Genomic DNA, 26649 nt, shown 5'->3' on the forward strand with positions numbered 1-26649 from the left:
TTACTATCCTAAGACTATCGTAAAAACTAGGTAAAAGGTTTACTATTGTTTCTTTTTAATGTATCTTTCAGTCGGATAATCTGCTGGATCCAATACTCCACTTCTCCCCTGAAGCATTTGGGCTAGATGATAACCGATAATAGGACCAGTCGTTAACCCTGAAGATCCTAGACCACTTGCTGTATAAACTCCTGACAAGGCTGGTACTTGACCAAAGAATGGAGAGAAGTCACTTGTATAAGCACGAATACCCACACGTTCACCAGATAAAACTGCATCCTTTAAACTCGGATAAAATGGATTCGCTGCCTCAGCCATTTTTTGGAGCAAATTTTTATCGACTGTAAGATCAAATCCCATGTCATTTTCATGGGTAGCTCCTAGAGATAACTTACCTCCAGGAAATGGTATCAAATCCCACTCACCTTCCGGCATAACTACAGGGTAAGCTCCCATGTCTTGTGGCACCTGATAATCTCGGAGCTGCCCCTTTTGTGGACGAACATCTACCTCATAGCCTAAAGGCTCCAAAATGTGTCCAAGCCAAGCTCCCGTAGATAAAATTACTTGATCAAACATTTGATTGTCTATCTGATAGCCTGATAATAAAGGAGTTAGACTAACCTCTTTCTTTACGACCTTAACCTGACTGGCATCCAGTAAACGACTCACTAGGAGTTGCCCATCTACTCGAGCTCCACCAGAAGCATAGAGTAAACGTTCAAATCCCTCTAGACCGGGAAATAAGTTACTAGCAGTCGCTTGGTCCAAAATGGCTAATTTCCCTATCAAGGGAGATTCATCTCTACGTTGCAGAGCCAGTTGATAGAGCTCCTCTAGCTTAGAGTCATCGTTTTTAAGAAGAAAGACACCAGAACCTTGGTAAAAATCAACTTTTTGACCCGATTTTTCTAGGTCAGCTAATAAATCTACATAGAAATCAGCTCCTAGGCGCGCCATCTTATACCAAGCCTTGTTGCGTCGTTTAGAAAACCAGGGACTAATAATTCCTGCCGCGGCCTTGGTTGCTTGGCCGTGTCCAAAATCAAAAACAGTTACTTCGATATCAGCTTCCTTAGAAAGATAGTAGGCAGCTGTGGCCCCTACAATTCCTGCACCTACAATGGCAACTTTTTTCATTGATTTTACCTTCTTACTAGATATGATGGAATGGATTGGTAGGAGCTTGACTTGCGACAACTTCTAGCGACCAAGCATTCTCTTCCTTCCATTCATTCAAGAGCACTGCGATTCTTTCCACAAAAAGCACTTCGATATAGTGTCCCGGATCTAGAGCTAACAAACCATCTGACAACATATCTTGGGCAGTATGATAATAAATATCACCAGTGATATAAAGATCTGCTCCTTTTGCTAAAGCATCAGAGTAGAAAGACTGCCCACTGCCACCACAGATAGCTACTCTTGAAATGGTTTTTTGCAAATCACTCTCTTGATAATACACCATACGAAGGCTATCTAAACCAAAGACTTCCTTAACATGATCTGCAAATTCCTTAAAGGTTTGAGGTCTAATAGTTCCAATACGCCCGATGCCACGTTCAGGACCTGTTTCCTGTAGAAAAGTTGTATTCTTAATATCCAATAGTTGGCAGAACCAGTCATTGAGACCATTTTCAACAATATCGATATTAGTATGACTGACATAAACAGCGATATCGTGCTTGATGAGATCGATATAAATCTGATTTTGAGGGTGGCTAGCTACCAAGTCCTTGATTGGACGAAAGATAGGCGCGTGCTTAACGATAATCAAATCTACACCCTTCTCAATAGCTTCTGTCACTGTATCTTCACGTATATCAAGAGCAACCATGACTTTTTTGATTTCTTTGTCTAGGGTACCAATCTGCAAACCACGGCTATCACCCTCCATAGAAAATTCTTGGGGGCAATAGGTTTCATAACGCTTAATCACTTCACTTGCTTTCATGGAGCACCTCCTTAATGGCTTGAATTTTATCTGCCAGAACCTGACGTTCTTCTTGATTTTTTTCTGGAATTTGACTAAGGGCAAACTCAAGCTTAGCAGCTTCTTTTTGCCATTTTTGGATGAAGACTGGACTGACTTCTTTGGACAAGAAGGGGCCAAAGCGGACATCAGTTGCTGATAGATTCATTTTACCAGCTTCTGCAACTATGATCTCGTAGAATTTCCCAGCTTCTTTTAGAATACTTTCTGCTATGATTTGAAAACCATGCTCTTGTAACCAAGAACGCAACTCATCTTCTCGATTATTGGGTTGAAGAATCAAACGCTCAACAGTGGCAAGTTTGTCTAATCCTTCTTCTAATATTGTAGCAATCAAGCGACCACCCATTCCAGCAATAGTGATGACAGATACCAGATCACTTTCTTCAAATGCTGCTAAACCATTGGCTAAACGAACCTGAATTTTCTCAGTTAAACCATGACTTTTAACATTTGTAACTGCAGATTGATAGGGACCTTCTACAACCTCTCCTGCAATGGCACGATCGATGTGACCTTTTTCAACCAATTCAATGGGTAGATAAGCATGATCACTCCCGACGTCCAGTAAAACGGCTCCTTGAGGTACAAAAGAAGCTACCATTTCTAATCTCTTCGAAATCATTTTCTCTCACTTTCCAAAAGTCTATTTCTCTTTATTATACCATATTTTGTCTAGCAATCCTGTACCTAAAAAAGACCGCAATCATGGATTGCAGCCTTTCTTTATCTTCTAGCTTGATAACGACTTGTCAGGATGAAAATCACAGTAAAGATGAGCATCATGATGCCATAGACAGGTAATGTTTGTCCTGTCAGTGTTGAAATTTCAAGTAGTTTTTGGATTCTTGGGAATAGAGCCGTTCCAAGGAAGCCACCAACTGACCAAATAATCAAGAGGACACGCCATAGACTAAATGGCAAGCAAGCTCTAACTACAGACATGAAACCAATCGACGCTAGTAGATAATACAGAAGAGTCGAAATTTCAATGGCTGACCAGCCTTGACTGGTTCCAAAAATTTTAACAAAGAGAACACTAAAGACTACCATCAAGGCACTTGGTAGTGCACGGAGCATGGATTTTCTGAGGAAGTTTTGTTCGACTGGTTTAATATTTCGCTCAAAGGTCAATACGAACGGTGGGAATCCTTCCACAAACTGGTCAATCATGGTAATCTGAATCGGAATGAATGGGAAAATTAAAATCCATTCAGTACGTCCCAACAAAGCACTTGCAATACAGATGACTGCAAGCAGGAAGGAATAGATGGTCTTAATCAAGAAAATCGGAGCAATGTGGGCAATGTTATTGACCACACGACGACCTTCAAAGAGAATCTCAGGAACATCATTAAAGTCTGAGTTCAAGAGGACCAGATTTGCAATCTGACGAGTCGCTGGATCTCCTTCAGCCATCACGATGGAACAGTCTGCCTCGCGGAGAGCAAGGATATCATTGACACCATCTCCTGTCATTGCAGTCGTATGACCTGCTTTTTTCAACGTTTGGATGATCAGTTTCTTTTGATGAGGAGAGACACGTCCGAAAATCGCTGTCTCCTCAGCCATAGCAACCAACTCTTCATCAGTAATTTTCGAGCAATCTACGTAGCTGTGGTAGTCTGCAAAACCAGCTTTTTGAGCAATACTTGAAACGGTAACTGGATTATCACCAGAAATAATTTTCAAGCCCACTTCCTGAGAACGAAGATAGTCTAGAGTTTCAGCCGCCCCTTCTCGGATTGGATCTAGAATTTCAAGAAAAGCCAAGGCTTGAATATCAGATGGCTTTTGTGGCTTGTGGGGATCAAGTTTTTCTTGACTGAGGGCCAGAACTAAGACACGAGATCCTCGTTCAAGAGCTTCTCTAGCCTCAGGAACTTCAGCATTCAACAACATCTCAGGTGCACCTAGGAAAACAGTTCCGAGACCTTCCAACTCCATTGCTCCCCATTTACGATCGCTTGAAAATGGAAGACTAGAAATCATCGGATAAGCTACTTGACCTTGAAAACGTTGACGGATAGCTTGAGCTGTAGGATTTTTATCCTCGCTGTTTGCCATATAGCTGGTTAGTATGTCGGCAATAGCATCCTTGTCATAAGCCTGGGTCAGAGGAAGAACAGTCTCAACCTGCATCTTCCCTTGGGTGATGGTACCTGTCTTATCCAAGCAGAGCATATCCACGCGCGCTAGGGTTTCAACAGAGTACATCTCCTGCACCAAGACCTTTTTCAAACCAAGCTTGATAACAGCGGTTAAAAGAGAGGTAATGGTCAAGAGGGCAATCCCCTTAGGCAACATTCCCAAAAGAGCTGTAGAGGAATTCACTACAGAAGACTTCAGTGGTAAACCTTTCAAGACCAAAGCTTCAAGCAAGAGGGCAATTCCAAATGGAATGATGATTTTCCCAGTAAAGCCTGCAAGCTGGTCTAGCGATTTCATGATGCGTGAGTTGATCGGTTTAACTGTCTTAGCTTCAAGCATGAGTTTGGCTGCATAGTTATCTGCCCCTACATGATGAACTTGAGCAAAGACAGAACCACTGGCAAGAAAACTACCTGACAACATTAAGTCTTCTACTTCTTTTTGCACCAAGTCGCTCTCGCCCGTTAACATGGCTTCATTGACTTCTGCAAAGCCTTCTAATACAATCGCATCACTTGGAATTTGATCCCCTGCAGACAAGCGAATCACATCATCCAAAACAAGCTCTTCTGGATCCAAAGCAATCTCTTGTCCATCACGGATAGTCGTAATCTTTTCTTTATTCAAGAGATTGAGTTTATCAACCATATGTTTGGCACGTAGCTCGGTTACAATTCCTGAAAAAGCATTAAAACAGATAACTGCAAAGAAAACCAAGTTGCTCCAGGCTTGAACAAAAGCGAGCGCTAAAGCAATAGCAAAGTTTAAAGCATTAAAGAGAGTAAAAACATTTCGTTTTACAATCTGCCAAGTACTGGTACTAGCTGATGCTTTGAAATCATTGACCTGTCCCTGTTTCTGACGTTCATTAACTTCTGATTGGCTTAAGCCTATAATTTTATTTTTATCCATAAATTCTATCATATCATTTTTTTAAAAATAATTCTAATTTCATATGAAGAGCAATTCCGCCTAAACAAAAAAACATTTGCTTGTCCTAGTATGATAAGGTATAATAAAAGAAAGAAAATTGAAGGAGACACCATGTTTTATACTTATCTTCGTGGGCTGGTTATGTTGATTCTTTGGTCTATCAACGGTAATGCTCACTATCATAATACTGATAAAATTCCGAGTCAAGATGAAAACTATATCCTAGTTGCTCCCCATCGTACTTGGTGGGATCCTGTCTACATGGCATTTGCGACCAAACCAAAGCAATTTGTCTTTATGGCTAAAAAGGAACTTTTCTCTAATCGAATCTTTGGTTGGTGGATTCGAATGTGTGGTGCCTTTCCTATTGACCGGGAAAATCCTAGCGCTTCTGCCATTAAGTATCCTATCAATGTTCTTAAAAAGAGCGACCGATCTCTCATCATGTTTCCAAGTGGTAGTCGTCATTCTAACGATGTCAAAGGTGGCGTAGCTCTGATTGCTAAAATGGCCAAGGTTCGCATCATGCCAGTTACTTACACTGGCCCAATGACCTTAAAAGGACTCATCAGTCGCGAACGTGTCGATATGAACTTCGGAAATCCTATCGATATCTCAGACATTAAGAAAATGAATGATGAAGGAATTGAGATGGTTGCTGAACGTATCCAATTAGAATTCCAACGTCTAGATGAGGAAACGAAACAATGGCACAATAACAAAAAACCAAATCCTTTGTGGTGGTTTATTCGCATACCAGCACTGATTCTTGCTGTCTTAGTTGCGATTGTTACCATCATCTTTAGCTTTATTGCAAGTTTTATCTGGAATCCAGAAAAAAAACAAAATCAATTAGGTTAGAATAAAATGGCTGAGGGATATTCTCTTAAGCCATTTTAGTTTGACTGACAGCTGATTACTTTTAAATAAAACATTTTATTGACAAAGATTTGATTCTATAGTATACTTTTTAAGTAAGCTGATTTAGCTCAGTAGGCAGAGCGCATCCATGGTAAGGATGAGGTCGCCGGTTCGATCCCGGCAATTAGCATTGTTCATCAGTTCCTTGGTATAGGAACTTTTTTTATTGACATTTTATTGTCCTTATAGTAAAATAAAACTTGCGATGAGTCGATATGTAGCGAGAGCTACTATTGAGCAAAGGAGGTCATAACGCAGGAGCGGACCTTGAGAAATTGTGTGAACCGGTTTCTCACATGGAGATGCCTCTCAGGCTTTCTGGTTTTTCCAGAGAGCTTTTTTTTATTTTCCTAAACACTATTAAATACTATCTTTTAGCAATCCTTTCTGTCCAAATAGCAATAAGCTCAAGCAACAATCAAACACTTATAGACTTATTATCCAAAAAATCCTAGCTAGGTTTAGTCATAAAGATACAAAGATGAGCAATGAAATCTCTAATTACAGCAAAAGGTATAAGGGAAGCTGTTTTATATACCTTAGTATTGAAAGGAAAATGATATATTTTGCCCCTCGTCACAAAAAAAGACCTATCACACAAGCTAGAAAGCTTGATATGATAGGCTTTTTAATATTAGATTAACGTACAGTGCGGATACGCATTGTGTTAGTACGAACTGCTTCACCAAGTGGCACACCTGCAACGATAACGATATCGTCACCAGATTGTACAAGACCTGCTTCAACTGCTTTACGTTCAGCAATTTCAAACATGTCATCAGTTGATGATGGAGCTTCTGTCAACATTGGGATAACACCCCAGTTCAACATCAATCCACGTTCTGTCAATTCGTCAAATGTCAATGCCAAGATATCAGCATTTGGACGATATTTAGAGATCAAACGTGCTGTGTGACCAGTCTTAGTAAGAGTTACAACCAATTTGATGTCCATTGAGTTTGTAGCGTCTTTAACTGCTGAAGCCATAACTTCTGTCTTAGAGTTACGTTCAAATGAATCTGAATTCAAACGTCCGTATTCGTTAAGAAGCGTTTGAGCGTTCTTATCGATAGTTGCCATTGTACGAACAGACTCAAGTGGGTATTTACCATTTGCTGACTCACCTGAAAGCATTGTAGCATCAGTTCCGTCGATAACAGCGTTGAATACGTCTGATACTTCTGAACGAGTTGCACGTGGTTTTTCAGTCATTGTTTCAAGCATGTTTGTTGCAGTGATAACAACTTTACCAGCAGCATTCACTTTAGTGATGATCATTTTTTGGTAAACTGGAACCATTTCAAATGGTACTTCGATACCCATGTCACCACGAGCGATCATGATACCGTCAGCAGCTTCAATGATTTCGTCCAAGTTATCGATACCTTGTTGGTTTTCGATTTTAGCGAACAATTGAACGTGACCGTTACCAGTTTCTTCACAGATTGCACGAACTTCGTTAACGTCTTTTGCAGTACGTACGAATGAGATCGCGATGAAGTTGATACCTTGTTCAAGACCGAAGCGGATATCAGCGTTATCACGTTCAGCAAGAGCTGGGAAAGGAATTTTAGTGTTAGGGATGTTTACACCTTTTTGTTTAGCGATAACACCGTCGTTTTCAACTTCAACGACAAATTCACGAGTTGCATCGTCTTTTTCTACAACACGAAGACCAAGTTTACCATCGTCAACCAATACTTGGCGACCAACTTCAACGTCATCATAGATGTCAAGAGCTCCAGCAACGTTCAAAGCAATCACTTCACGAGTTGATTTGATACCTTGTTTAGTTGCAACACGGATTTTTTCACCAGTTTTGTATGAGTACTCTTTAGCTTCACCTTCAAACAATTCAGTACGGATTTCTGGTCCTTTAGTGTCAAGAAGGAAACCAACTTTTTTACCTGCAAGTTTTTCTGCAAGTTTAACAGTTGCCATACGGTCACCTTGTTCTTGGTGGTCACCGTGTGAGAAGTTGAAACGGAAAGTGTTAGCTCCTGCTTCAATCAATTGAGCAATGTTTTTAGCTGAAGCTTCAACGTCAAGTTTTTCACCCCAATATCCGTCTTCACCGAATTTTTTACCACCACGGATTTCTACCGCAGGACCCAAAGTTGCAACGATTTTTACACGTTTGTTCATGATTTTTGTGACTCCTTTATATAATTTGACCTTTTATGGTCATTTTACCAGTTTAGTTAAAGTTGATTATGACAAGCTCTTGTTCAAAGCAGAAAGTTCAAGGTCAGCTTTATGAGGATTGTTAACAACAATCTTACCATCAGCTGTTAGGCTAAACAAAGCTCCTTCTTCTGCAGTTCCAAGAATTGGATTTTCAACCATTTTCTCGTTACGGATACCAACAGCGACACCACCGATTCCTTGTTTAAGAAGTTTAACAGCGTGTGCTCCCATACGTGACGCCAATACACGGTCACGAGCAGTTGGAGATCCACCACGTTGGATATGACCAAGTTCAGTTACACGAAGGTCGCTTGTATCTCCAGCTTCTTTTAGTTTTTGACCAAATTCAGCCGCTGACATAACACCTTCTGCCAAAACGATAATGTTGTGTTTCTTACCGTGTTCATATCCAGCTTTGATACTTGCTACGATGTCTTCCATCTTGAAGCCTTCTTCAGGGATGATAATTTCATCAGCACCAGTGGCAATACCAGCCCAAAGAGCGATATCTCCAGCATTACGTCCCATAACTTCAACTACGAAAGTACGACGGTGACTTGATGAGGTATCACGAATCTTATCGATGGCATCCATTGCAGTTGTAACTGCAGTATCAAATCCGATTGTGAAATCAGTACCTACGATATCGTTATCGATTGTTCCTGGAAGTCCAATAGCAGGGAATCCATGCTCAGTCAAGCGCATTGCTCCGTGATAAGAACCGTCACCACCGATAACTACGACACCTTCGATACCGTGTTTTTTCAACTGCTCAATCCCTTTAAGTTGACCTTCGAGTTTTGCAAACTCAGGATAACGAGCAGAGTGAAGGAAAGTACCACCACGTGAAATGATGTCTCCCACTGAAGCAGCATCAAGTGGATAAATTTCGCCTGCAACCATACCTGCGTATCCATCATAGATGCCAAAAACTTCCATTCCTTCTGAGATTGCTTGACGAACTACTGCACGGATGGCAGCATTCATACCAGGGGCGTCTCCACCACTAGTCAAAACAGCAATACGTTTCATTTGGTTTTGCTCCTTTTTCTTTTAACATTCTAACTGATTATACCATAATTAAAGTTAAAATTCTTTTATTTTCATTGATTTTTAACGATAAATCGTTTTCATAGTTATTTGACTCAAAGATTCCTGCAAACTAACATCTTTTGCAACAAAATAACCCGGCAAAAGAACATTTTTTTGTTCATTTTCGTAGCGAATAATGACTGGAATTTGTCCCTTGTATTGTTCTAAAATATGATAAATTTCAGAATCATGTTCATGATCAGCAGCCTGAATCCAAAATCGTTCACTCACTGCTTCTTTTAGATTATTTAATACTAACTGAAGGCGACCGTCTCTTGCCTGCACTTTTCCATTAAGGTAGTAAAATCTTCCTTCATGTAAGAGATTGTTAAATTGACGATACTGGTCAGAAAAAACTGTGACTTCAAGCTTCGTTTTACTATCACTAACTTTCAGAAAAGCCATGTTTTCACCTTTTTTAGTACGAATGACACGAATGGATTCTATCTCAACGAGTACTGTAGCTGTCTGTCCTTCAGATAGTTCAGACAAACTCACAATTGGATAGAGGGGATTCTTTGCTAAAACCAGTAAGGGATGCGGACTGATACCAACTCCAAGCCACTCCTGTTCCTTACGAAACTTCTCGACTTGCGTAAAATCCTCACTCTCAAGCCAATTGTAGCTATTATCTGCAAACAAACTCCCCAATTCTTCCACAAAAATAAACAAAGTAGGTAAATTGGATAAGATTTTTTGGCGATTTTTTTCAAAACTATCGAATAAACCAATCTCGACTAGGGGAGTTAAAAGACTCAACTTCTGATAATTTTTAGGCAAGCGAGTGACAAAATCTTCAACACTACTAAAAGGACGACTCTCTAAAATCCAATAGGCAAAATCTCGAGGCATCCCCTTGATACTCTTAAGTCCCAAGTAAATAGTCTTGTCTGTCAATTTATCCTGATATGGGATTGTATTGATAGAGAGTGATATCAGTTCAAAACCCATTTCAAGGGCATCGAGAATATAATCTCCACTGGCATAGTTGAGCATGACTTGATAAAAGATTTCTGGGTAATGTGTTTTAAAGTAAGCAAGTTGAAAAGCTAAAGCCGCATAAGCATAAGCATGTGATCGGTTGAAACCATAACCAGCAAATTTTTCCATGACAGCAAAAACCTGCTGAGCCTGTTCCTTTCCATGACCTTTTTCGAGTGCACCTTGGATAAAACTCTCTTCCATTCGGTGCATCTCAGCTGCGTTCTTTTTACCCATGGCACGACGTAAAATGTCGGCCTTCCCAAGGCTAAAACCAGCATATCGCTGAGCTACTTGCATCACCTGTTCTTGGTAAAGCATAATTCCATAAGTTGGAGCTAAAATATCTTCCAAAACTGGGTCCAGAACCGTCCCCTTTTCTTTACCATGTTTTCGAGCCACAAAGTTATCAATATAGTCGCTCGCACCTGGTCGGTTTAAAGAAGTTGTTGCTACTACTTCTTCAAAGTTTTGTGGCTTCACTCGTTTCAATAAACGGATAGCTCCAGGTTGTTCAAATTGAAAAATCCCCTTGGTCTTTCCAGCTGCAAAGAGGGCTAAAGTTTCCCTATCCTCAAGGTCAATTTCCTCAATCCTTAGCTGAATTCCTTGAGTTTCAAATAAGAGATCCTGCATTTTTTGAGCGAAAGTTAGGTTTCTTAAGCCCAAGAAATCCATCTTGAGCAAGCCATTTCCCTCGACTCCATGAGCATCATACTGGGTAATGAGCATATCCTCACCATACTTAAGAGGAATATAGTCCGTCAGATTTTTATCACTAATCACGACACCAGCAGCATGGATGGAAGTCTGTCGAGGATAGCCTTCTATCTTTTTGGCAATTTCAAAAGCCTTTTGGTACTCAATCTTACTTTGAATCAGTTGTCTAAATCCTAGATTGCCTTCATAGGCGCTTGTCAAGGTATCTTTGAAACCAATTTTCTTGGTTATGGATGTCAACTCGTACTCGGGAACACCATACCGTTTAAAAACATCTCGGATAGCCTGTTTGGCACCAAAAGTCGAGTAGGTGACTATCTGAGCAGCGTGAATACTACCATAACGGTCACGAACATAGCGTATAAATTCAGGACGATAGATATCGGGAATATCGATATCGATATCAGGCATGGTATAGCGTTCACGATTTAAAAAGCGCTCAAAGATAAGATTCTTAGCTACAGGATCAATACCAGTAATATTTAAGGCATAGGCCACTAGACTTCCAACTGCAGACCCACGTCCCATTCCCATATAATATCCCTGAGAACGACCAAAACGTAAGAGATCCCAGACAACCAAGAAATAGTCATCGAATCCCATGTCATGAATCACAGATAGTTCTTCTTCCAAACGAGCCTGATAAACTGAATCGAGTAAGCCTTTCTGTTCCAAGCCCTTAATAGCTCTTTCGCGCAACTCTTCAACAGCAGGACGCTCTGGATTGAAACGTGGAAGCTTGAGACTACTATCAATCTCATAAGTAGTTGCTCCAATCAGTTCAGAAAGATTTTCTAAGGCTTGCGGAAACTTTTCTTGAAATACTTGCTCTAAGCGATAAGCAGGTAAAAACAAGCCTTGTTGCGATTGAACATCTACCTCTCGCAAGATCACATTTTCCTTAATCGCCTTGAGCATTTGAAGCGTTTCTAAATTCTCAGATTCGAAGGAATTAACACGATAAAGTGGGAGAATGGAGTGAGAAAAATTCGACTGAGGTGTATCTGGATACACTCCGATATAATAGTCATGCCCTAAGTCCAAGGAATCAATTGCAGAATAATAGGGAACAATAACACAAACATCTTCTAGATAGGGAGAAAAATCAGTCCATTCCTTTTTACCTGTCATTTTTAGAGTCGAAAGCTTCATGAGATTTCGATAGCCATGATTTGACAAGGCTAAAAATCGAAGGTTGACGAGTTCCTCCTTATGATGAACGGTCACCTCAAGACCTAATACAGGCTGAATCTCCTGCTTTTGGCACTCTTTGATAAAATAATAAGCTCCATATAGATTGTCAACATCCATGATTCCAAGTGCTGAGTAGCCGTATGCTTTTCCTTGATCAACATACTTCCGAATGGAAATCATACTCTCCATGAAACTATAAACCGTTTTTGTATCAAGTTGTGCAATCACTCGCTATCACCTCCCTTTTTCTCCTTATATTATACCATTTTAAAAAATAGAAAAACAATTTCTTTCTTCCCTTGAAGAAAAAAGAACCACAGTTGAATTAACCGTGATTCCCACTTATCAATCTATTTCCAAGATAGGATTTGTAGTTGTTAAGTGGCTGATCTTACCACTGACACCGAAATATTTACCAATTTTAGTATGTAGTTCTAGCATTGCTTCCCGAGCTCGTGATGCCTGCTCTTCATTGATAGCTTCAATGACTAAAATAGCATCTTTGGTTTCTTGCGTTAACATGGTTCTTTGGGCTTCACGCCAGTTTAAACAGCGACAAACCGCACCGTGGCCATCAAAATAAATCATTTCATCAGCTAATGCAGAAGCCTCACTTTCAGACCCTAGTGGAAGAAGGATTCATTCCCTTGAGCTCTTCCTTGACTCACACGCTTTAATAAACCTTGAATAGAAGAACGAGCACATTTTTTGGTTTTGAATTTTGTGAATGCCTGACGCCATTCTTTTTCTTTCATTCTGCTACAAATTAAAAAAACGAGTAGCATACAAGCTACTCGATAGGAACTATAATGAATTCTCACGAATTACTTCTACCTTGTATCCATCTGGATCTTTGATAAAGTAATAGTTTGGTTGAGTCCCTGGAAGTCCATTAGGTGCTGTCACTTCATAGCCTTTGTCGCTATGTTCTTTATGAAGAGCCTCAAGATCAGGTGTGCTTAAGGCGATGTGAGCAAAACCGTCACCGACAACATAAGGTCCGTGATCATAGTTGTAAGTCAACTCTAACTCATAATCATCACCTTCAAGTCCAAGATAAACAATCGTAAAAGCGTAGTCTGGAAAGTCTCTACGACGCAATTCCTTAAAACCAAAAGCATCTTGATAAAAAGCGATTGATTTTTCAAGATTTTCTACTCGCAAGCATGTGTGTAGCATTTTTGAAGCCATTTTTTTCTCCTTTGTTTAAAAAAGACTGGGACAAACTTGCACCAGTCTTATGAATAATTATTTACCAAGTTTTGCTTTAGCTGCATCTGCAAGAGCTGTGAAAGCTGCTGCATCGTTAACAGCCAAGTCAGCAAGCATTTTACGGTTAACTTCGATCTCAGCCAATTTCAAACCATGCATCAATTGTGAGTATGAAAGTCCGTTCAAACGAGCTGCCGCATTGATACGTGTGATCCACAATTTACGGAAGTCACGTTTCTTTTGACGACGGTCACGGTATGCATAGTAGTAAGAGTTCATTACTTGTTCTTTTGCAGTACGGAACAAGATGTGTTTAGCTCCATAGTAACCTTTTGCTAATTTAAGAATACGTTTACGACGTTTGCGTGATACAACGCCACCTTTAACACGTGCCATGTTTTATTTCCTCCAAATATTTCCTAGAATTGTTTACTTACAAATACGCGATTATTTCAAGCGAGTAAGCATTGCTTTGATACGTTTGAAATCTCCTGAATGCACCATAGATGCTTTACGAAGATGACGACGTTGTTTTTTAGTTTTTCCGTGGAAACGGTGAGATGTGTAAGCACGGAAACGTTTAAGTCCACCAGAACCTGTACGTTTGAAACGTTTAGCTGATGCGCGGTGTGTTTTTTGTTTTGGCATGATTTTTTCTCCTTTATTTAACTTTCTGACAATTATTTTTTGTCAGTTGCTGGCGCCAATTGCATGAACATTTGGCGTCCATCCATTTTAGCACGTTGTTCAATGATAGCAATATCTTGAGTTGCTTCAGCGAACTCGGCTAAAACTTTTGCACCAATCTCTTTATGGGTGATCATACGCCCCTTAAAGCGAATAGATACCTTCACTTTGTTTCCTTTTTCAAGGAACTTGCGAGCATTGCGAAGTTTAGTTTCGAAATCACCCTTGTCGATAACTGGGCTCAAACGAACTTCTTTCACGGTCACAACGCTTTGTTTTTTGCGTTGCTCTTTTTGTTTCTTCTGGTACTCAAATTTGAACTTACCGTAGTCCATAATTTTCGCAACAGGAGGTTTAGCTTGAGGTTGAATGAGAACCAAGTCCACATTAGCTTCGTCCGCAAGTGCTTGCGCTTCGCTTAGTGGTTTGATACCCAATTGCTCACCTTCAAGACCGATTAAGCGAACTTCGCGTACACGAATTTCATCATTGATGAATAAGTCTTGCTTTGCTATGGTTTTCACCTCTTTTTTTAATTTAGAGAAAAACAAGAGCGGACTTGCTAACGCAAACCCGCACTACATGATTGTATTTCATTTCTGAAATTTGATCCGTAGGGGCCAGACAACGTTAGTCGCAAGGCGAGAAGTTCTCACTTCTGCTTTTCTCAACTTTTATATGATATCAAGTTTTCCCCTACTTGTCAAGATTAAAACTATCTTTTTTTAATTTTTTTAAATATTTGCCTACTGAGAACTTACTGGTTACGAGAATAGTAAATCTCATGTGGCTTCAAACGAGTGTTGAGTAGATCTGATACAGTCACAAAACTATATCCTTGTCCCTGTAGATACTCAATTACTTTTGGTAGTGAATTAACAGATGTTTGATGGATATCATGCATCAAAATGATAGAGCCATTGCTTACCTGACGCTGAATTTCTGTCAAAATCGCAGCTTCATTTTTACTCTTCCAATCCAAACTATCCACATCCCACATGATAAAGCTTAAATCAAGGCTATTACGAATATCATCTGAGATTGCACCGTATGGTGGACGCATCAATTTAGAGCTTTTGCCAAGAACTTTTGTAATAGCATCTTCGGTATCTGTAAGCTGTTTCTTAGCATCTTCCAATGACAGTTTTGTTAAAACCGGGTGATTCCAACTATGGTTTCCAACTTCATGACCTTCAGACTGCATACGTTTAAGAAGCGACTCATTACCTGCAATATTCTTTCCTTGTACAAAGAAGGTTGCTTTGACTTTGTATTTGGCCAAAATATCTAATGCTTGTGGAGTTGTATTTCCATCCGGTCCATCGTCAAAGGTAAGAGCTACTACTTTTTTATTTTTCTCAGCCTGAGCCTTCTTATAAAGTTCTGCATCCTTTTCAGTTAGATAGGACGATTGGATAACATCAAAGAAGTCTGAAATAGGCAAAGCTATTTCTTCTACATTATTGGTTGCTTTGATTGGATAAAGAACCAATTGACTATCTTTGTAAGCAAACTTCCAAGATGATAAATCGCTAGCTGAAAAATCGGCTATTACTTGATCAACAAGAGTTTGTTCAATCTTTTTATCTTGGAGCGTTGACTTGATATCCTCAAGAAACTTCTCTTTAGCTTTGCTAGCATCTGTAAAGAGCTGATCTAATGTAAACAGGGTCCCATCTTCCTTAAGATAAAGCTGATCTAATGAGATATTTTCTAATTCCACAACAGTAGAATCACTCAGGTCATAGGCCTGTTTTTTTACAAGATGGCTCTCCACACCTTTGATGGAAGAAGAATCTTTTTCAGAGTAGTAAAAAATCAAATGTTCTTTATCTTCTACCTTATCCGTAATATCTTTTACAATGATATCCTGAACAGAGGTAATCACCTTGTCCCCCGTCATAGGATAGTAAGTGATGATTTCTGCCTGCCCCTTACGAAAATGATCTTTCTGACTTCCTTGTGAATAGGAATCATCTTTTTCCTTTTTCAGTGCTTCAATTTTTTGCTCAAAAGCTTGCTTCGTCAAGACTTTATAAGCAATACCAGCACCTAATGTTAAGATTGTGAAGAATAGAAGCCCCACAATAATCCACAAATTTCTTCTCTTCTTGTCGTTTGCTTTACGGTTTGTTCTTTTTTTTGTCATAGTTTTATCATATCAAATCAGGCCTATAATTTCAATGATAAATAGGAAAATGTCCATTTTTTCAAAAAAGATAGGTAAAAGAAAGAGGTTGGGAAAAAAGATCCCTACCTCACTTTTTATTTACAATCAAACTTTGATGCGGTAGCTGATTGGACTTTTTGTTCGTCTTTTAGGCTCCAAAAACTCCTAATCATCTTCGCGGGGCTGGGACTACGAAATCGAGACTTTGTCTACCGATTTCTGTCCCACCGCCTTTTCTTAATTAAAATCGAATGATTTCTCTTGTTTTTTCATATGAGGAAACAAAGCGATTTGTTACCCCTGGTTCAGCAACTTCCAAAGCTTGGGAAATCTTTTCGAAAGATGCTTGATAATCAAAGGCATTTTCAAAGATTTCTAAAGATTCATGGAAGGCTTGTTGAATCCCTTCATCAAATGATCTGTAGCGATTAGAATATTGAAGCAATTGCTCTGTCAAGGTTGCATATTGCACAATACTGTAAGTTTCTGTTTCCAAAACTTCCATATCATGTGATGCGATTTCTAGGATACGATTAACAGACTCAATGTTGACTTGTGACTGTTCTAACTCTGCCATCAAATCCTCAGTACTATGGCTAGCAGCAAAGAACAATTTCAAGAAGTTCTGTGGAATTCCTGGAAGATTTCTCTTTTCCATGTAGCGCTTAATCGTGTGGAGACGATTTACGTAAACATTTGCCTTTTGACGAGCATTAACATCATCTTTTTCAATCTGTACTAAACGTTCGCTCACTGAAACTTGATCATCTTCAATTTCTTTTAATGTAGCTTGAACATTTTCTAAACGTTCTTCCAATACAGAGTAAGCTTCTGAATATTCCTCTTGTTCTGAAGTCAAATCGCTAACTGTAAGTTCTAGGGAATCCAAATCCACTTGAAGACGACGAACATGATTGACATCACTCTCAGCCATCAAGTAGGTCTTGCTCAAACGCTCGATATCTTTCACCAAGACTTGGTTGTTGTCTTTTAAATGGTCAAGGTAGGTTGGAAGTGTTGACAACAAGTTTTCAACAACTTTTTGAGAAGCAATCTCTCGTGTGAAAATATTATAGAGAGCATTGATTTCTTCTTGAATCTGATTATTTTCATATTCAGCATTGTCCAATTCCAATTTTTTAATATTTTCTTGGTTATTTTTCAAGGCTTCATACAACAACTGCAAACGTGATTCAATGTCAGTTTCTACAAAGTGATAGTTGGCATCAAGCAACTTACGATAGCCAGCCTCTAGATCTTCAAGTTGATCAGGGAGTTCAGTAGTTAGTTTAGTAACAATTGCCGGAATTCTCTCTACGATATGTGTCAAAGCGAGAATATGGTTTTCCGCATTATCCAAAATTCCTGCTGCTTCAACTGGATCTCCTGAGGAGTTTAGAGTCACAAATTGAGAAAATTCAGATTGGATGTTCTCCAATTGTTTTTCAATTTCAGGAAGTGCTTGACCATATTTCTCAGAATCTTCTGCGACTGTTTTCTGCAGGCTTTCAAATAAATCTAAAGCATGCAAGACACGACCACTATTTTTTGATTCTTGTTTTTCTAGATCTGCCAAAGCATTTCGAATGGAAGCAATATCTTCTTCGATAAGGGTAATCTGGCTTTCAATTTGATCAATTTTGTGTTGAGCTTTCAAGAAGCGAAATGAATTATTGTACCCTTCTGCTTCAAACAGATTATTCTCAATATCTGCAAATGAGTTGAGTGATAGGTCTACCCATTTTTGATTCCACTCTCTAAATGCAATCTGACTTTGACCAATCAGATGCATATTCTTAACAGCTTCTACTTCATCGTTAACTGGAAGGTTATACAACTCTTCCTTTCTTTCTTCTAATACTGCGAGCCTCTTTTCATTGCGTTTGCGTAACAAAACTGCCACAACATATGCAATAATCAGAAGAGCCGCGATTGCAATCATAGTAATAATCAACAGATTATCAGACATATCAAACTCCTTTTTATACATGAAACAATTGTAATGATTATATCATATTTTTCAAACCATGGGAACTATTTCCCAATTTTTTTAAACGTCAAGCGTACTATAGACCGCATTTTCTTCGATAAATTCTCGACGTGGTTCTACACGGTCACCCATGAGCATATCAAAGATTTTATCTGCTTCTGCAGCATCATCAACTGATACACGCGCCATGAGACGATGTTCTGGGTTCATGGTTGTTTCCCAAAGTTGATGGTCATCCATTTCTCCAAGACCTTTATAACGCTGAATAGTTGGTTTTGAACGTCCTTCACTATAGCGAGCTAAGGCTTCCTGTAAACGGATTTCTTGATCTGCTCCAGGTTGGATGTATTCTTTAATTTCACTGCCGACCTTAACACCGTAAATTGGTGGTTGAGCGATATAAACATAACCTGCTTCTAAAACGGGTTTCATATAACGATAAATCAAGGTTAACAAGAGGGTACGGATGTGAGCTCCATCGACATCGGCATCCGTCATGATAACGAGTTTTTGGTAACGAGCCTTGCTGACATCAAATTCAGCACCAAAGCCTGTTCCCATAGCTGTGAAAAGGCTACGGATTTCTTCATTGGCAAGGATTTTATCCATGCTGGCCTTTTCAACGTTGAGGATTTTACCGCGAATCGGTAAAATCGCTTGGAATTCACGGTCACGACCAGACTTTGCAGAACCTCCCGCTGAATCTCCTTCGACGATGAAAAGTTCAGTTTCAGCTGGATTGTTTGATGAACAGTCTGCTAATTTCCCTGGAAGGTTTGAAATCTCAAGACCAGATTTCTTACGAGTAACCTCACGCGCACGCTTGGCTGCCACACGCGCCTTAGCTGCCAGAATACCTTTTTCAACAATCCGCTTAGCAATCTGTGGATTTTCCATTAGAAAGTCTGAAAATGCTTCACTAAAGAGGCGATTAGTAATCTTGACAACTTCACTATTTCCAAGTTTAGTTTTCGTTTGTCCTTCAAACTGAGGATTTGGATGTTTCACAGAGATAACGGCAGTCAATCCTTCACGGACATCCTCACCTGTTAGATTATCTTCATTGTCTTTGAGGAGTTTGTTTTTACGAGCGTAGTCATTGATGACACGAGTTAGGGCTGTACGGAAACCTTGTTCATGGGTTCCACCCTCATGTGTATGAATGTTATTAGCAAAACTCATGACATTTTCATGGTAGCCAGTTGTGTACTGCATGGCTACTTCAACTGTGATGTCATCCATTTCTCCATCAGTGTAGATTGGATTTTCAAAAATGACATCCTTGTTTTCATTGATATACTCAACGTAGCTCGCAATCCCACCTTCGTAGTGGTAGTTTTTTGTTTGTTCAAGTCCCTCACGCTTGTCAGTGATGGAGATTTGAAGACCACGGTTCAAAAAGGCTAGCTCCTGAATCCGCTTGTTTAATTTATCAAAATCAAAAGTTGTTGTTTCTGTAAAAATCTCTGGATCTGGCGTGAAGTGTACTGTTGTACCTGTTTTATCTGTATCTCCAATCACCTCAAGGTCAGCAACGACATGTCCACGACGGTATTCTTGGTAATGGATTTTTCCATTTTTGTGAACACGAACATCTAACTGAGTTGAGAGGGCATTTACAACCGATGAACCTACACCGTGAAGTCCACCTGAAACCTTGTAACCGCCACCGCCAAATTTACCTCCAGCATGAAGAACGGTAAAGACAGTTTCAACGGCAGGACGGCCTGTCTTTTCTTGAATATCAACAGGGATACCACGTCCATCATCAACAACCGTGATAGAGTCATCTGGCTCAATAAAGACCTGAATATGACTAGCAAATCCCGCCAAGGCCTCATCGATAGAGTTATCAACGATTTCCCAGACTAGGTGGTGAAGACCTTCTTTTGAAGTCGATCCGATATACATTCCAGGACGCATACGAACGGCTTCCAGACCTTCCAAAACTTGAATCTGACTGGCATCATAATCCTGTGCCTGTTGGTTTTTGATTTCTTCTGTCATTTTTTCCCTTTTTCTTTTTTCTTACATTTCTAATACTTGTCTCAATGTCACGATATTTTTAAAGAGATGCGTCGCTAAGCCTGCTGCTTGTCCAGCTTCAATATCGATAGAACGGTCACCAATAACGATACCAGAACTAATCTTATACTTATCTCGTAAATAGATCATAGACTCTGGATTTGGTTTTCTCTTAAAACCAGAGCTAGCTGTTACTACTTCTGTAAAATAGCCAGCAATAGCTGTCTTTTCAAGAATATCCAAAACTTGGTCATTGCGATGCGAAACTAAAAAGTTCCGTCCTCCCTGGTCTGAGATTTCCTCTAATAAAGCAGGTACTCCCTCAAACAAGGCAGGATGCTCAAGCTCTCGCGCTTCATTTTCCTTGTATTTTTCTAAAAAATGCTCTATTGTTGGGGCAAATTGGTCAATCGCAAAAGCAGTTGACACTTTCAAGGCATTGTAAACTTTATCATGTTCTTCTTCGATTCCAAATTGAGCTAATGTTTCCACAAAAGCCGCGGTCGAAGTCTCATAATTATCAAGTAAAGTTCCACCTAAATCCCAGATGTAATCGTGATATTTCATACCCTTCATTATAGCATTTTTTTATCAAAAAAGCGACGATTTCCTTCTATTTTAACAGTAAAAAACGAGAAGAATCCCCTAATTGATAGATTCCTCTCGTTTTAGTTAATCTATTCCAAACACATCACGATAGAGCATGGCTTCTCTCAAAGCATTTGCATCTCCACCAAGTTGTTCTACTAAGTTATAAGCAAAGGCAAGGGCAGTTGCTGGACCGCGACTGGTAGTCAACTGACCATCGACAACTACTGTTTCCTTGCGATAGTGACCATCAGCAATTTGCTCTTGGACACCATCATAGCAGGTGAACTCTTTGTCCTTTAGGAGACCGGCTAGATTCAGTACAATTGGTGCTGCACAAATGGCTGCTATTTTTTTACCAACTTGCTCAAATTTTTGAAGTTCAGCAATTAATTGCTCATTATCACGCAAGTGAGCTGAACCTGGCATACCTCCTGGTAAGACAATCATGTCGTACTCAGATAAATCACCATCAAACACACGATCTGCTTGTACTTGGATGGCATGTGATCCCGTCACTCGGGCTTCAAAACCAACCATATGACAAGTAATATTGGCACGACGTAATACGTCCACAACTGTTAGGGCTTCGATTTCTTCAAAGCCATCTGCTAAGATAACTGCAACTTTAGCCATGATTTACTCCTTATTTAACTTTTTTCAAAACAACTTTCTTCCGTTTCAATCTTGTCTTACCGCTCTTTTCTTCGGCTAGATGCGTTTGATAACTCATCGATAGAAGCAGACCAACACCAATCAGATTACTGATAATGGCTGATCCCCCTTGGGAAATGAATGGCAGAGGAATCCCTGTCAGTGGCAGCAGACCTGTCACCGCACCGATATTTTCAAAAATATGGAACAAGAGCATCATAATGAAGCCAGTTGAAATGTAAGTATAAAATTGATTATTGGACTTCAGAGTGATTTTTAACATTCGATAGATAAGTAGGAGATAAAGTGTAATTACAAGGACAGAGCCGATAAAACCAAAATCTTCTGCAATGACTGTAAAAATCATATCACTCTCACGAACGGGGATGAGAAGATTAGATACATTGAATCCTTGACCAAATAAGCCTCCACTCCCGATGGCGATTTGCCCTTGTGCCTGTTGATAGGTGGTCGTTTGTGCATAATCAAAGGGATTGAGCCAAGCAAGGATACGGTTGATCTGATAGGTTGGCATCCCGATCTGATGCATGAAAGCACGCCCATCTTTTGTGATGAAAATTGCCAAAAATCCTGCAATTCCTGATACAACTGTCGCAAAAATTGGAATGATAATTTTCCAAGAAACACCAGAGAGCAAGACGAGTCCAGCAAAGATGGCGACAAAAACCAAGGCCGTTCCTAAGTCACTCTGCAAGGCCAGTAAGACTAAGACTGGCAGTGTGAAGACAATCAACCACAATATCAAGTGAAAGTCTAATGCAATCGTACGTTCTTTTTCCTTATGTTTTTGTGTGAACTGAACAATGACCCGAGCCAAGATCAAAATATAGGAAATTTTCATGAATTCGGAAGGTTGGAAAAGTGTCACTCCTCCAATTGACACCCAGTTTTTGGCCCCTGTTGCTGCCACTAAATTTGGATTGTAAAAAACCAAGGGTAAAACCATAAGGACTAGACCTAGGGCGTAGAGATAGGGTGTCGCCTGCCATAAAAATTTTGTATTAAAAAACATGACTACAAAGCTGATGATAATTCCCAAGACGATCCATGCTAGTTGCTGACCTAGAATAGGCCAAATATTTTGAGGATAGTCATGGCTGACAGCTATGTAAATAGCCACAACTCCAATCACCAGCAAACAGAATACTGGCAATATCAAACTATAATCGACCCGAGAGTCGAGAGAACGTTTCATAAAGGTCTCCTTCATTCTTTCAGATGTTTATTTTATTTTTTGTGTAAAAATTCTTGAACTTTTGAGAATACTTGCTCTTTGCCAATTTCTCTCACTCGACTAGTCTGCGACAAGGCCTTGCAAATCTGCTTTCCATATCGCTTGCTTGTCATTCGGCTATCCAAGATAAGGACAGATGAGCGTTGCCCTAGACGACGCATGGTTCTACCAATCGCTTGTTTGAGGCGAATAATAGCCATAGGCAGTTGATAGTCGTAGAAAGGATTTTTCCCTTCAAGGCGCAGTTCCTGATTCATTTTTTTCGTAAAGGGATCTTCTGGATTTTGGAAGGGCAGGCGTGTCACCACTTCAATCACTCGAGGGTGAGTCGCAAAATCAACTCCCTCCCAAAAACTTCCTGTCCCTAGTAAGAGTTGAGAGTCTCCTCTTTCAAATCGTTTCTTGAGTTGAGCCGGATCTCCGTTCTTATACTGAGCTAGATGAGAAAGAGATAGAGAGTCTGATACCTGCAACAAAAGGTCTTTTGAAGTGAATAAAACGAGCATGGGTTCTTCAAGATAGGACAAATCTTCCAGCACTTCTACGAGAGCCTGAGCATAGTCTTCTTGAGAGGTTTCTGTCACCAATGGAAAATCCTTAACGACCAAAATTTCTTGATTTTCTTGAAAATTCTCATCCAATTTGTCAAAAGCTGCATGAGGAAATCCCATTAGTTCTGGTAAAGACACTCTGCTACTAATTTCCAAAGTTGCAGAGACAGCTAAGAGTTGACAAGTCTCTGGAAAAATTTCAGAAAAAAGCAGACGTTGATTGCGACTGGAAGAAATGACAACCTTCTTGCTAGACAAGTCTGAGGCTGATAGCCAAAATTCTCCATCAGTGCAGAAAAATCGCTGATAGTCGTGGAAACCCTGAACGTCTAGCTCAGAGAAATCCTGTTGGAGTTGTGCCATTGTAGTCGTCGGGCACATTCTTCGCTTGCCAGATAGGAACTGGTCCATCAAGTGACAAAGCTCAAAGCGAATACTCTCCATCAAGCGTCTCTGAAGCGTCCCTTTTTCTCGAACTAAGGCTTGATCTAGCTGGTCTACTATGTCGTTTAAAACGAAACTCTTCTGCGAAAGATTTTCCAAAGTTAATAAGATCTTCTGGGCCTCATCCAAGATCAAGAGACGGCCCTCTAGTAGACTGGGATCGTCCTCAAGTCGGGTAACAAGATAGGCATGATTGGTCACAAGTAGCTGGCAAGAGCGAGCTTTTTTCTGCCCCCGTCTCCAAAAGTCCTCTAGCCAAAAGAGAGAGGCTTTGGGAAGATTCCCATCATGTACCAAGTTTGGTAAAAATTGCTGGTAACGGTAAAGCTGGCCAATCTCATCTAGGTCCCCTGTTTCTGTTTCAGTCAACCAAACTAGAAGTTGCATCTTGAAACGTGTGTACAAGCGATTGGACTCTTCTTCCTCTAGCGCTGCATGAAAGGCATCTAGTTTTAAGTAATTTTGTGGTCCTTTAAGACTATGAATCGAAAGGTGAAAGACCTCTTCCAATCTACGAGCCTCTTCTTGCATCACTTGATTTTGTAGAACTTTAGTAGGAACACTGAGGAGAATTCCTTTTTCGTTTTCGAGTGATAAAGCGGGCAAGAGATAGCCATAGGTTTTTCCAATCCCAGTTTGAGCTTGCACAAAGGCAAGATTCTCATCCTGTAGAAAAGCTTGAACCTTCTGGGCGAAGCGTTCTTGCAAGTTTCTCTCCTCCAACCCCAACAAGGCAATATTGGTCTGGAAATCTTTTGAGAGTTTGCGTGGAGAAAGGGCTGGCTTTTCTTTTCTTAAAAATAAACCTTGCACCTCTACCAAGTCATGTTCAACTAGGATCGACTGCTTCTGATAAACTTCCTCAATGACCAGATAAGATTCATATAATAGACCATCTGACAAACTCAACAAACGCTCCAATAAGCCTTTTGGCAGTTGAAACATTTTTTGTCGCATACAGAGAAAGAGTTCTGCTGTTGCTTGAGCATCTGATAGGGCTGTATGGGCTTTTTCTAGTGAAATACCCAACTCTTGACAGAGAATCCCCAGGTTGTATTTTTCAAGCTGAGGATAAAACACCTGAGCCAACTCAACTGTATCGATACGGGGAGTGCGCAATTCATAGCCCTCAAAAAAGAGAAATTCTGCCAACAAATTGGCATCGAACTGGACATTGTGCGCAACAAAAACACCGTCCTTGACCAAGTCAAAAATTTTTCCAGCCACCTGAGAAAATTCCGGTGCCTCTGCTAGTCGCTGATCGGTCAAGCCCGTTAATTCTTTGATATGAGAATCCAAGGGTTCGTGGGGATTGACATCCGTGGCATATTGGTCAACAATCTCGCCATTTTCAATGACCACGATTCCTACTTGGATAATTTTTGCCTTGCTTCCGGTACTGGTCGCTTCTAAATCCACGACAACATACCGATCATTTCTAAAATTCATCATTAAAAATTATATCAAAATTTACAGCATTTGACATCCATGAACTTTATTGGAAGGGTCAAGTTTCTTGCAAGTTTTGAACAAAAATGATTGAATAGAAGTTTAGAAAAGGAGGGATATCATGAACCCATTAGATTTGTTTAATCAAGTAAAAGAACTCATTGAGAACAAAGATTTTTCTGCAGCAAAAACTTTTGTTGAAGAAAACAAGGATCAGCTTGGTGAGTACCTTAGCCAAGCACAAGCTTTGGTCTCAGGATCAGAAGGCCTTGACGACCTTATAGATAAGGTCAAAGGCCTCTTCTAATCATTAAAAGGCACCTGATACTCAATGAAAATCAAAGAGCAAACTAGGAAGCTAGCCGCAGGCTGTACTTGAGTACGGCAAGGCGAAGCTGACGTAGTTTGAATTTGATTTTCGAAGAGTATGAAAACCTCAGGTGTCTTTTTGTATCTTCTTCATGAAGGCTGGGAGTTGTTGACTGATCGTGGTTGGCAAGACTACAAAGTTGTCCTCAGCTAGTTCTTGGGCAATTGCTGAATGTAAATAGGTCGCTACCGTCACTCTTTCATAGAGACTTGCTTGGGGAAATTGCCCTGCAAAACCAGCGATCATCCCAGCCAGAGTATCCCCCATGCCGCCAGTCGCCTGATAGGGGCCACCGACACTCAGCTGATAACAATCAACTTGTCCAGCTTGCCAGATTCGAGTCGCAGGACCTTTTTGGACTAAAATCGTTCCTGAAGGAAAGCTCTTCAAAGCCTCTCCTGTTTCCTTGCTTCCTTGGGAATCCAAATCTAAGCCTGACAAGACTTGCCATTCCCTTTGGTGTGGCGTTAGAACAAGCTTAGCTTTAGGAAATTTCATCCCCCTCTTAGCAAAAATAGAAAGGGCACCACCATCTAGTATGAGGGTCTGGTCTTGGTCTAAATGATCAAAAACTGTTTGGAGAAGCTGTTCTCCACGCTCATCATCCACTAGTCCAGGGCCAAGTAAGACAACATTCGCTTTCTCTAACTGTTGCTCCAGTAATTGCTTATCATCAAGGTCAAAAGCCATAGCCTCCGGCAGATGGCTATGCAGAGCTGGAATATTCTCCTTATCCGTTGCTACTGTCACCAAGCCTGCGCCACTTTTAACAGCCCCTAAGGCAGCCATAATAATCGCTCCCCCATAGGGATAAGTCCCTCCAATCAAGAGAAGACGACCATAGTCTCCCTTATGACTAGAACGAGGACGCTCAATGATAACTTTTTTCAATAGAGCTTGATCAATCGCTTTCATACACTACTCCTTCATGCTTGTTCTTACTTTCATTATACACCTCACTACCCAATTAATAAAGGAGAAGACTATGCTATCTTCTCCTTCTTTTATAATGATTTGCTTTTTCAGAGCTGGGAGTTATCAATCTTACTTTTCTTTACGTTTAACTGTTAGTAGAGCTACTG

General features: G+C 40.1%; 21 protein-coding genes, 1 tRNA gene, 1 pseudogene and 1 other annotated feature. Of the genes and pseudogenes, 3 read left to right on the top strand and 20 right to left on the bottom strand.

Features of this window, described 5'->3' with window-relative positions:
- Positions 1 to 42: 42 nt before the first annotated feature.
- The 4 genes from HMPREF2795_RS01260 to HMPREF2795_RS01275 form a co-directional block, all read right to left on the bottom strand.
- Complete coding sequence (locus HMPREF2795_RS01260) at positions 43 to 1140, bottom strand: NAD(P)/FAD-dependent oxidoreductase (RefSeq protein WP_075228024.1); 1098 nt, start codon at positions 1138 to 1140, stop codon at positions 43 to 45.
- A gap of 16 nt (positions 1141 to 1156) precedes the next feature.
- Positions 1157 to 1954: a Nif3-like dinuclear metal center hexameric protein gene (locus HMPREF2795_RS01265; protein ID WP_075228025.1), complete on the bottom strand. Its 798-nt coding sequence runs from the start codon at positions 1952 to 1954 to the stop codon at positions 1157 to 1159.
- On the bottom strand, positions 1941 to 2618 hold the full coding sequence (locus HMPREF2795_RS01270) for a tRNA (adenine(22)-N(1))-methyltransferase (protein ID WP_075228026.1): 678 nt from the start codon (positions 2616 to 2618) through the stop codon (positions 1941 to 1943). Before HMPREF2795_RS01270 ends, HMPREF2795_RS01265 begins: the two co-directional genes overlap by 14 nt.
- A 101-nt stretch (positions 2619 to 2719) precedes the next feature.
- Entirely contained in the window at positions 2720 to 5056 is a 2337-nt protein-coding gene (locus tag HMPREF2795_RS01275) for a cation-translocating P-type ATPase (RefSeq protein ID WP_075228027.1), read from the bottom strand.
- Positions 5057 to 5188: 132 nt separating this feature from the next.
- Here HMPREF2795_RS01275 and HMPREF2795_RS01280 point away from each other — a divergent pair, with 132 nt between their 5' ends.
- Positions 5189 to 5938 (top strand): lysophospholipid acyltransferase family protein, encoded by a 750-nt coding sequence (locus tag HMPREF2795_RS01280; protein ID WP_000500175.1) that lies wholly within the window; start codon positions 5189 to 5191, stop codon positions 5936 to 5938.
- Between the two features lie 117 nt (positions 5939 to 6055).
- Positions 6056 to 6128 (top strand) — tRNA-Thr (locus tag HMPREF2795_RS01285).
- Between the two features lie 509 nt (positions 6129 to 6637).
- On the opposite strand, the gene pyk is transcribed toward HMPREF2795_RS01285, so the two are convergent.
- The 15 genes and pseudogenes from pyk to HMPREF2795_RS01360 form a co-directional block, all read right to left on the bottom strand.
- Positions 6638 to 8143 (bottom strand): pyruvate kinase, encoded by a 1506-nt coding sequence (gene pyk / locus HMPREF2795_RS01290; RefSeq protein ID WP_001042821.1) that lies wholly within the window; start codon positions 8141 to 8143, stop codon positions 6638 to 6640.
- Between the two features lie 66 nt (positions 8144 to 8209).
- Positions 8210 to 9217: a 6-phosphofructokinase gene (pfkA, locus tag HMPREF2795_RS01295; protein WP_000820873.1), complete on the bottom strand. Its 1008-nt coding sequence runs from the start codon at positions 9215 to 9217 to the stop codon at positions 8210 to 8212.
- 81 nt (positions 9218 to 9298) lie between these two features.
- Positions 9299 to 12400, bottom strand: a complete 3102-nt coding sequence (locus HMPREF2795_RS01300; protein ID WP_075228028.1) for a DNA polymerase III subunit alpha — start codon at positions 12398 to 12400, stop codon at positions 9299 to 9301.
- Between the two features lie 117 nt (positions 12401 to 12517).
- Positions 12518 to 12918 (bottom strand): annotated as a pseudogene (locus tag HMPREF2795_RS10185) (phenylalanine--tRNA ligase beta subunit-related protein); the annotation flags it as partial.
- Positions 12919 to 12976: 58 nt separating this feature from the next.
- On the bottom strand, positions 12977 to 13363 hold the full coding sequence (locus tag HMPREF2795_RS01310; protein WP_000157160.1) for a lactoylglutathione lyase: 387 nt from the start codon (positions 13361 to 13363) through the stop codon (positions 12977 to 12979).
- A 57-nt stretch (positions 13364 to 13420) separates the two neighbouring features.
- Positions 13421 to 13780 (bottom strand): 50S ribosomal protein L20, encoded by a 360-nt coding sequence (gene rplT, locus HMPREF2795_RS01315; RefSeq protein ID WP_000124830.1) that lies wholly within the window; start codon positions 13778 to 13780, stop codon positions 13421 to 13423.
- 51 nt (positions 13781 to 13831) lie between these two features.
- Positions 13832 to 14032, bottom strand: coding sequence for a 50S ribosomal protein L35 (gene rpmI / locus HMPREF2795_RS01320; protein ID WP_001125942.1), 201 nt, complete (start codon positions 14030 to 14032; stop codon positions 13832 to 13834).
- Positions 14033 to 14064: 32 nt separating this feature from the next.
- The gene (gene infC / locus HMPREF2795_RS01325; RefSeq protein ID WP_000848177.1) at positions 14065 to 14595 is read right to left on the bottom strand and encodes a translation initiation factor IF-3; all 531 of its coding nucleotides are present in this window, start codon (positions 14593 to 14595) and stop codon (positions 14065 to 14067) included.
- Between the two features lie 15 nt (positions 14596 to 14610).
- Positions 14611 to 14741 (bottom strand) — a sequence feature (ribosomal protein L20 leader region).
- A gap of 87 nt (positions 14742 to 14828) precedes the next feature.
- The gene (gene pgdA / locus HMPREF2795_RS01330; protein WP_029694782.1) at positions 14829 to 16220 is read right to left on the bottom strand and encodes a peptidoglycan-N-acetylglucosamine deacetylase PgdA; all 1392 of its coding nucleotides are present in this window, start codon (positions 16218 to 16220) and stop codon (positions 14829 to 14831) included.
- A 262-nt stretch (positions 16221 to 16482) separates the two neighbouring features.
- Complete coding sequence (gene ezrA / locus HMPREF2795_RS01335; RefSeq protein ID WP_049525635.1) at positions 16483 to 18210, bottom strand: septation ring formation regulator EzrA; 1728 nt, start codon at positions 18208 to 18210, stop codon at positions 16483 to 16485.
- Between the two features lie 81 nt (positions 18211 to 18291).
- Complete coding sequence (gene gyrB, locus HMPREF2795_RS01340; RefSeq protein WP_075228029.1) at positions 18292 to 20238, bottom strand: DNA topoisomerase (ATP-hydrolyzing) subunit B; 1947 nt, start codon at positions 20236 to 20238, stop codon at positions 18292 to 18294.
- Positions 20239 to 20259: 21 nt separating this feature from the next.
- Positions 20260 to 20823 carry an HAD family hydrolase gene (locus HMPREF2795_RS01345; RefSeq protein WP_075228096.1) on the bottom strand — a complete coding sequence of 188 codons (564 nt, stop codon included), beginning with the start codon at positions 20821 to 20823 and terminating at the stop codon, positions 20260 to 20262.
- Between the two features lie 105 nt (positions 20824 to 20928).
- The gene (locus HMPREF2795_RS01350) at positions 20929 to 21480 is read right to left on the bottom strand and encodes a DJ-1 family glyoxalase III (protein WP_075228030.1); all 552 of its coding nucleotides are present in this window, start codon (positions 21478 to 21480) and stop codon (positions 20929 to 20931) included.
- A gap of 10 nt (positions 21481 to 21490) precedes the next feature.
- The gene (locus HMPREF2795_RS01355) at positions 21491 to 22714 is read right to left on the bottom strand and encodes an FtsW/RodA/SpoVE family cell cycle protein (RefSeq protein ID WP_075228031.1); all 1224 of its coding nucleotides are present in this window, start codon (positions 22712 to 22714) and stop codon (positions 21491 to 21493) included.
- A gap of 32 nt (positions 22715 to 22746) precedes the next feature.
- Entirely contained in the window at positions 22747 to 25200 is a 2454-nt protein-coding gene (locus HMPREF2795_RS01360) for a bifunctional DnaQ family exonuclease/ATP-dependent helicase (protein ID WP_186822893.1), read from the bottom strand.
- Between the two features lie 118 nt (positions 25201 to 25318).
- Here HMPREF2795_RS01360 and HMPREF2795_RS01365 point away from each other — a divergent pair, with 118 nt between their 5' ends.
- Positions 25319 to 25504: a hypothetical protein gene (locus HMPREF2795_RS01365; RefSeq protein ID WP_075228032.1), complete on the top strand. Its 186-nt coding sequence runs from the start codon at positions 25319 to 25321 to the stop codon at positions 25502 to 25504.
- Between the two features lie 129 nt (positions 25505 to 25633).
- Here the strand turns inward: HMPREF2795_RS01365 and HMPREF2795_RS01370 are convergent, their stop codons facing one another.
- Positions 25634 to 26482: an NAD(P)H-hydrate dehydratase gene (locus HMPREF2795_RS01370; protein ID WP_075228033.1), complete on the bottom strand. Its 849-nt coding sequence runs from the start codon at positions 26480 to 26482 to the stop codon at positions 25634 to 25636.
- Positions 26483 to 26649: the final 167 nt, after the last annotated feature.

This window comes from Streptococcus sp. HMSC056C01, from assembly GCF_001811305.1.
Taxonomy (GTDB): domain Bacteria; phylum Bacillota; class Bacilli; order Lactobacillales; family Streptococcaceae; genus Streptococcus.

Coding starts and splice junctions, on each gene's coding strand:
- HMPREF2795_RS01260 (WP_075228024.1), bottom strand. CDS start 1,140: ATGAAAAAAGTTGCCATTGTAGGTGCAGGAATTGTAGGGGCCACAGCT.
- HMPREF2795_RS01265 (WP_075228025.1), bottom strand. CDS start 1,954: ATGAAAGCAAGTGAAGTGATTAAGCGTTATGAAACCTATTGCCCCCAA.
- HMPREF2795_RS01270 (WP_075228026.1), bottom strand. CDS start 2,618: ATGATTTCGAAGAGATTAGAAATGGTAGCTTCTTTTGTACCTCAAGGA.
- HMPREF2795_RS01275 (WP_075228027.1), bottom strand. CDS start 5,056: ATGGATAAAAATAAAATTATAGGCTTAAGCCAATCAGAAGTTAATGAA.
- HMPREF2795_RS01280 (WP_000500175.1), top strand. CDS start 5,189: ATGTTTTATACTTATCTTCGTGGGCTGGTTATGTTGATTCTTTGGTCT.
- pyk (WP_001042821.1), bottom strand. CDS start 8,143: ATGAACAAACGTGTAAAAATCGTTGCAACTTTGGGTCCTGCGGTAGAA.
- pfkA (WP_000820873.1), bottom strand. CDS start 9,217: ATGAAACGTATTGCTGTTTTGACTAGTGGTGGAGACGCCCCTGGTATG.
- HMPREF2795_RS01310 (WP_000157160.1), bottom strand. CDS start 13,363: ATGGCTTCAAAAATGCTACACACATGCTTGCGAGTAGAAAATCTTGAA.
- rplT (WP_000124830.1), bottom strand. CDS start 13,780: ATGGCACGTGTTAAAGGTGGCGTTGTATCACGCAAACGTCGTAAACGT.
- rpmI (WP_001125942.1), bottom strand. CDS start 14,032: ATGCCAAAACAAAAAACACACCGCGCATCAGCTAAACGTTTCAAACGT.
- pgdA (WP_029694782.1), bottom strand. CDS start 16,220: ATGACAAAAAAAAGAACAAACCGTAAAGCAAACGACAAGAAGAGAAGA.
- ezrA (WP_049525635.1), bottom strand. CDS start 18,210: ATGTCTGATAATCTGTTGATTATTACTATGATTGCAATCGCGGCTCTT.
- gyrB (WP_075228029.1), bottom strand. CDS start 20,238: ATGACAGAAGAAATCAAAAACCAACAGGCACAGGATTATGATGCCAGT.
- HMPREF2795_RS01345 (WP_075228096.1), bottom strand. CDS start 20,823: ATGAAATATCACGATTACATCTGGGATTTAGGTGGAACTTTACTTGAT.
- HMPREF2795_RS01350 (WP_075228030.1), bottom strand. CDS start 21,480: ATGGCTAAAGTTGCAGTTATCTTAGCAGATGGCTTTGAAGAAATCGAA.
- HMPREF2795_RS01355 (WP_075228031.1), bottom strand. CDS start 22,714: ATGAAACGTTCTCTCGACTCTCGGGTCGATTATAGTTTGATATTGCCA.
- HMPREF2795_RS01360 (WP_186822893.1), bottom strand. CDS start 25,200: ATGATGAATTTTAGAAATGATCGGTATGTTGTCGTGGATTTAGAAGCG.
- HMPREF2795_RS01365 (WP_075228032.1), top strand. CDS start 25,319: ATGAACCCATTAGATTTGTTTAATCAAGTAAAAGAACTCATTGAGAAC.
- HMPREF2795_RS01370 (WP_075228033.1), bottom strand. CDS start 26,482: ATGAAAGCGATTGATCAAGCTCTATTGAAAAAAGTTATCATTGAGCGT.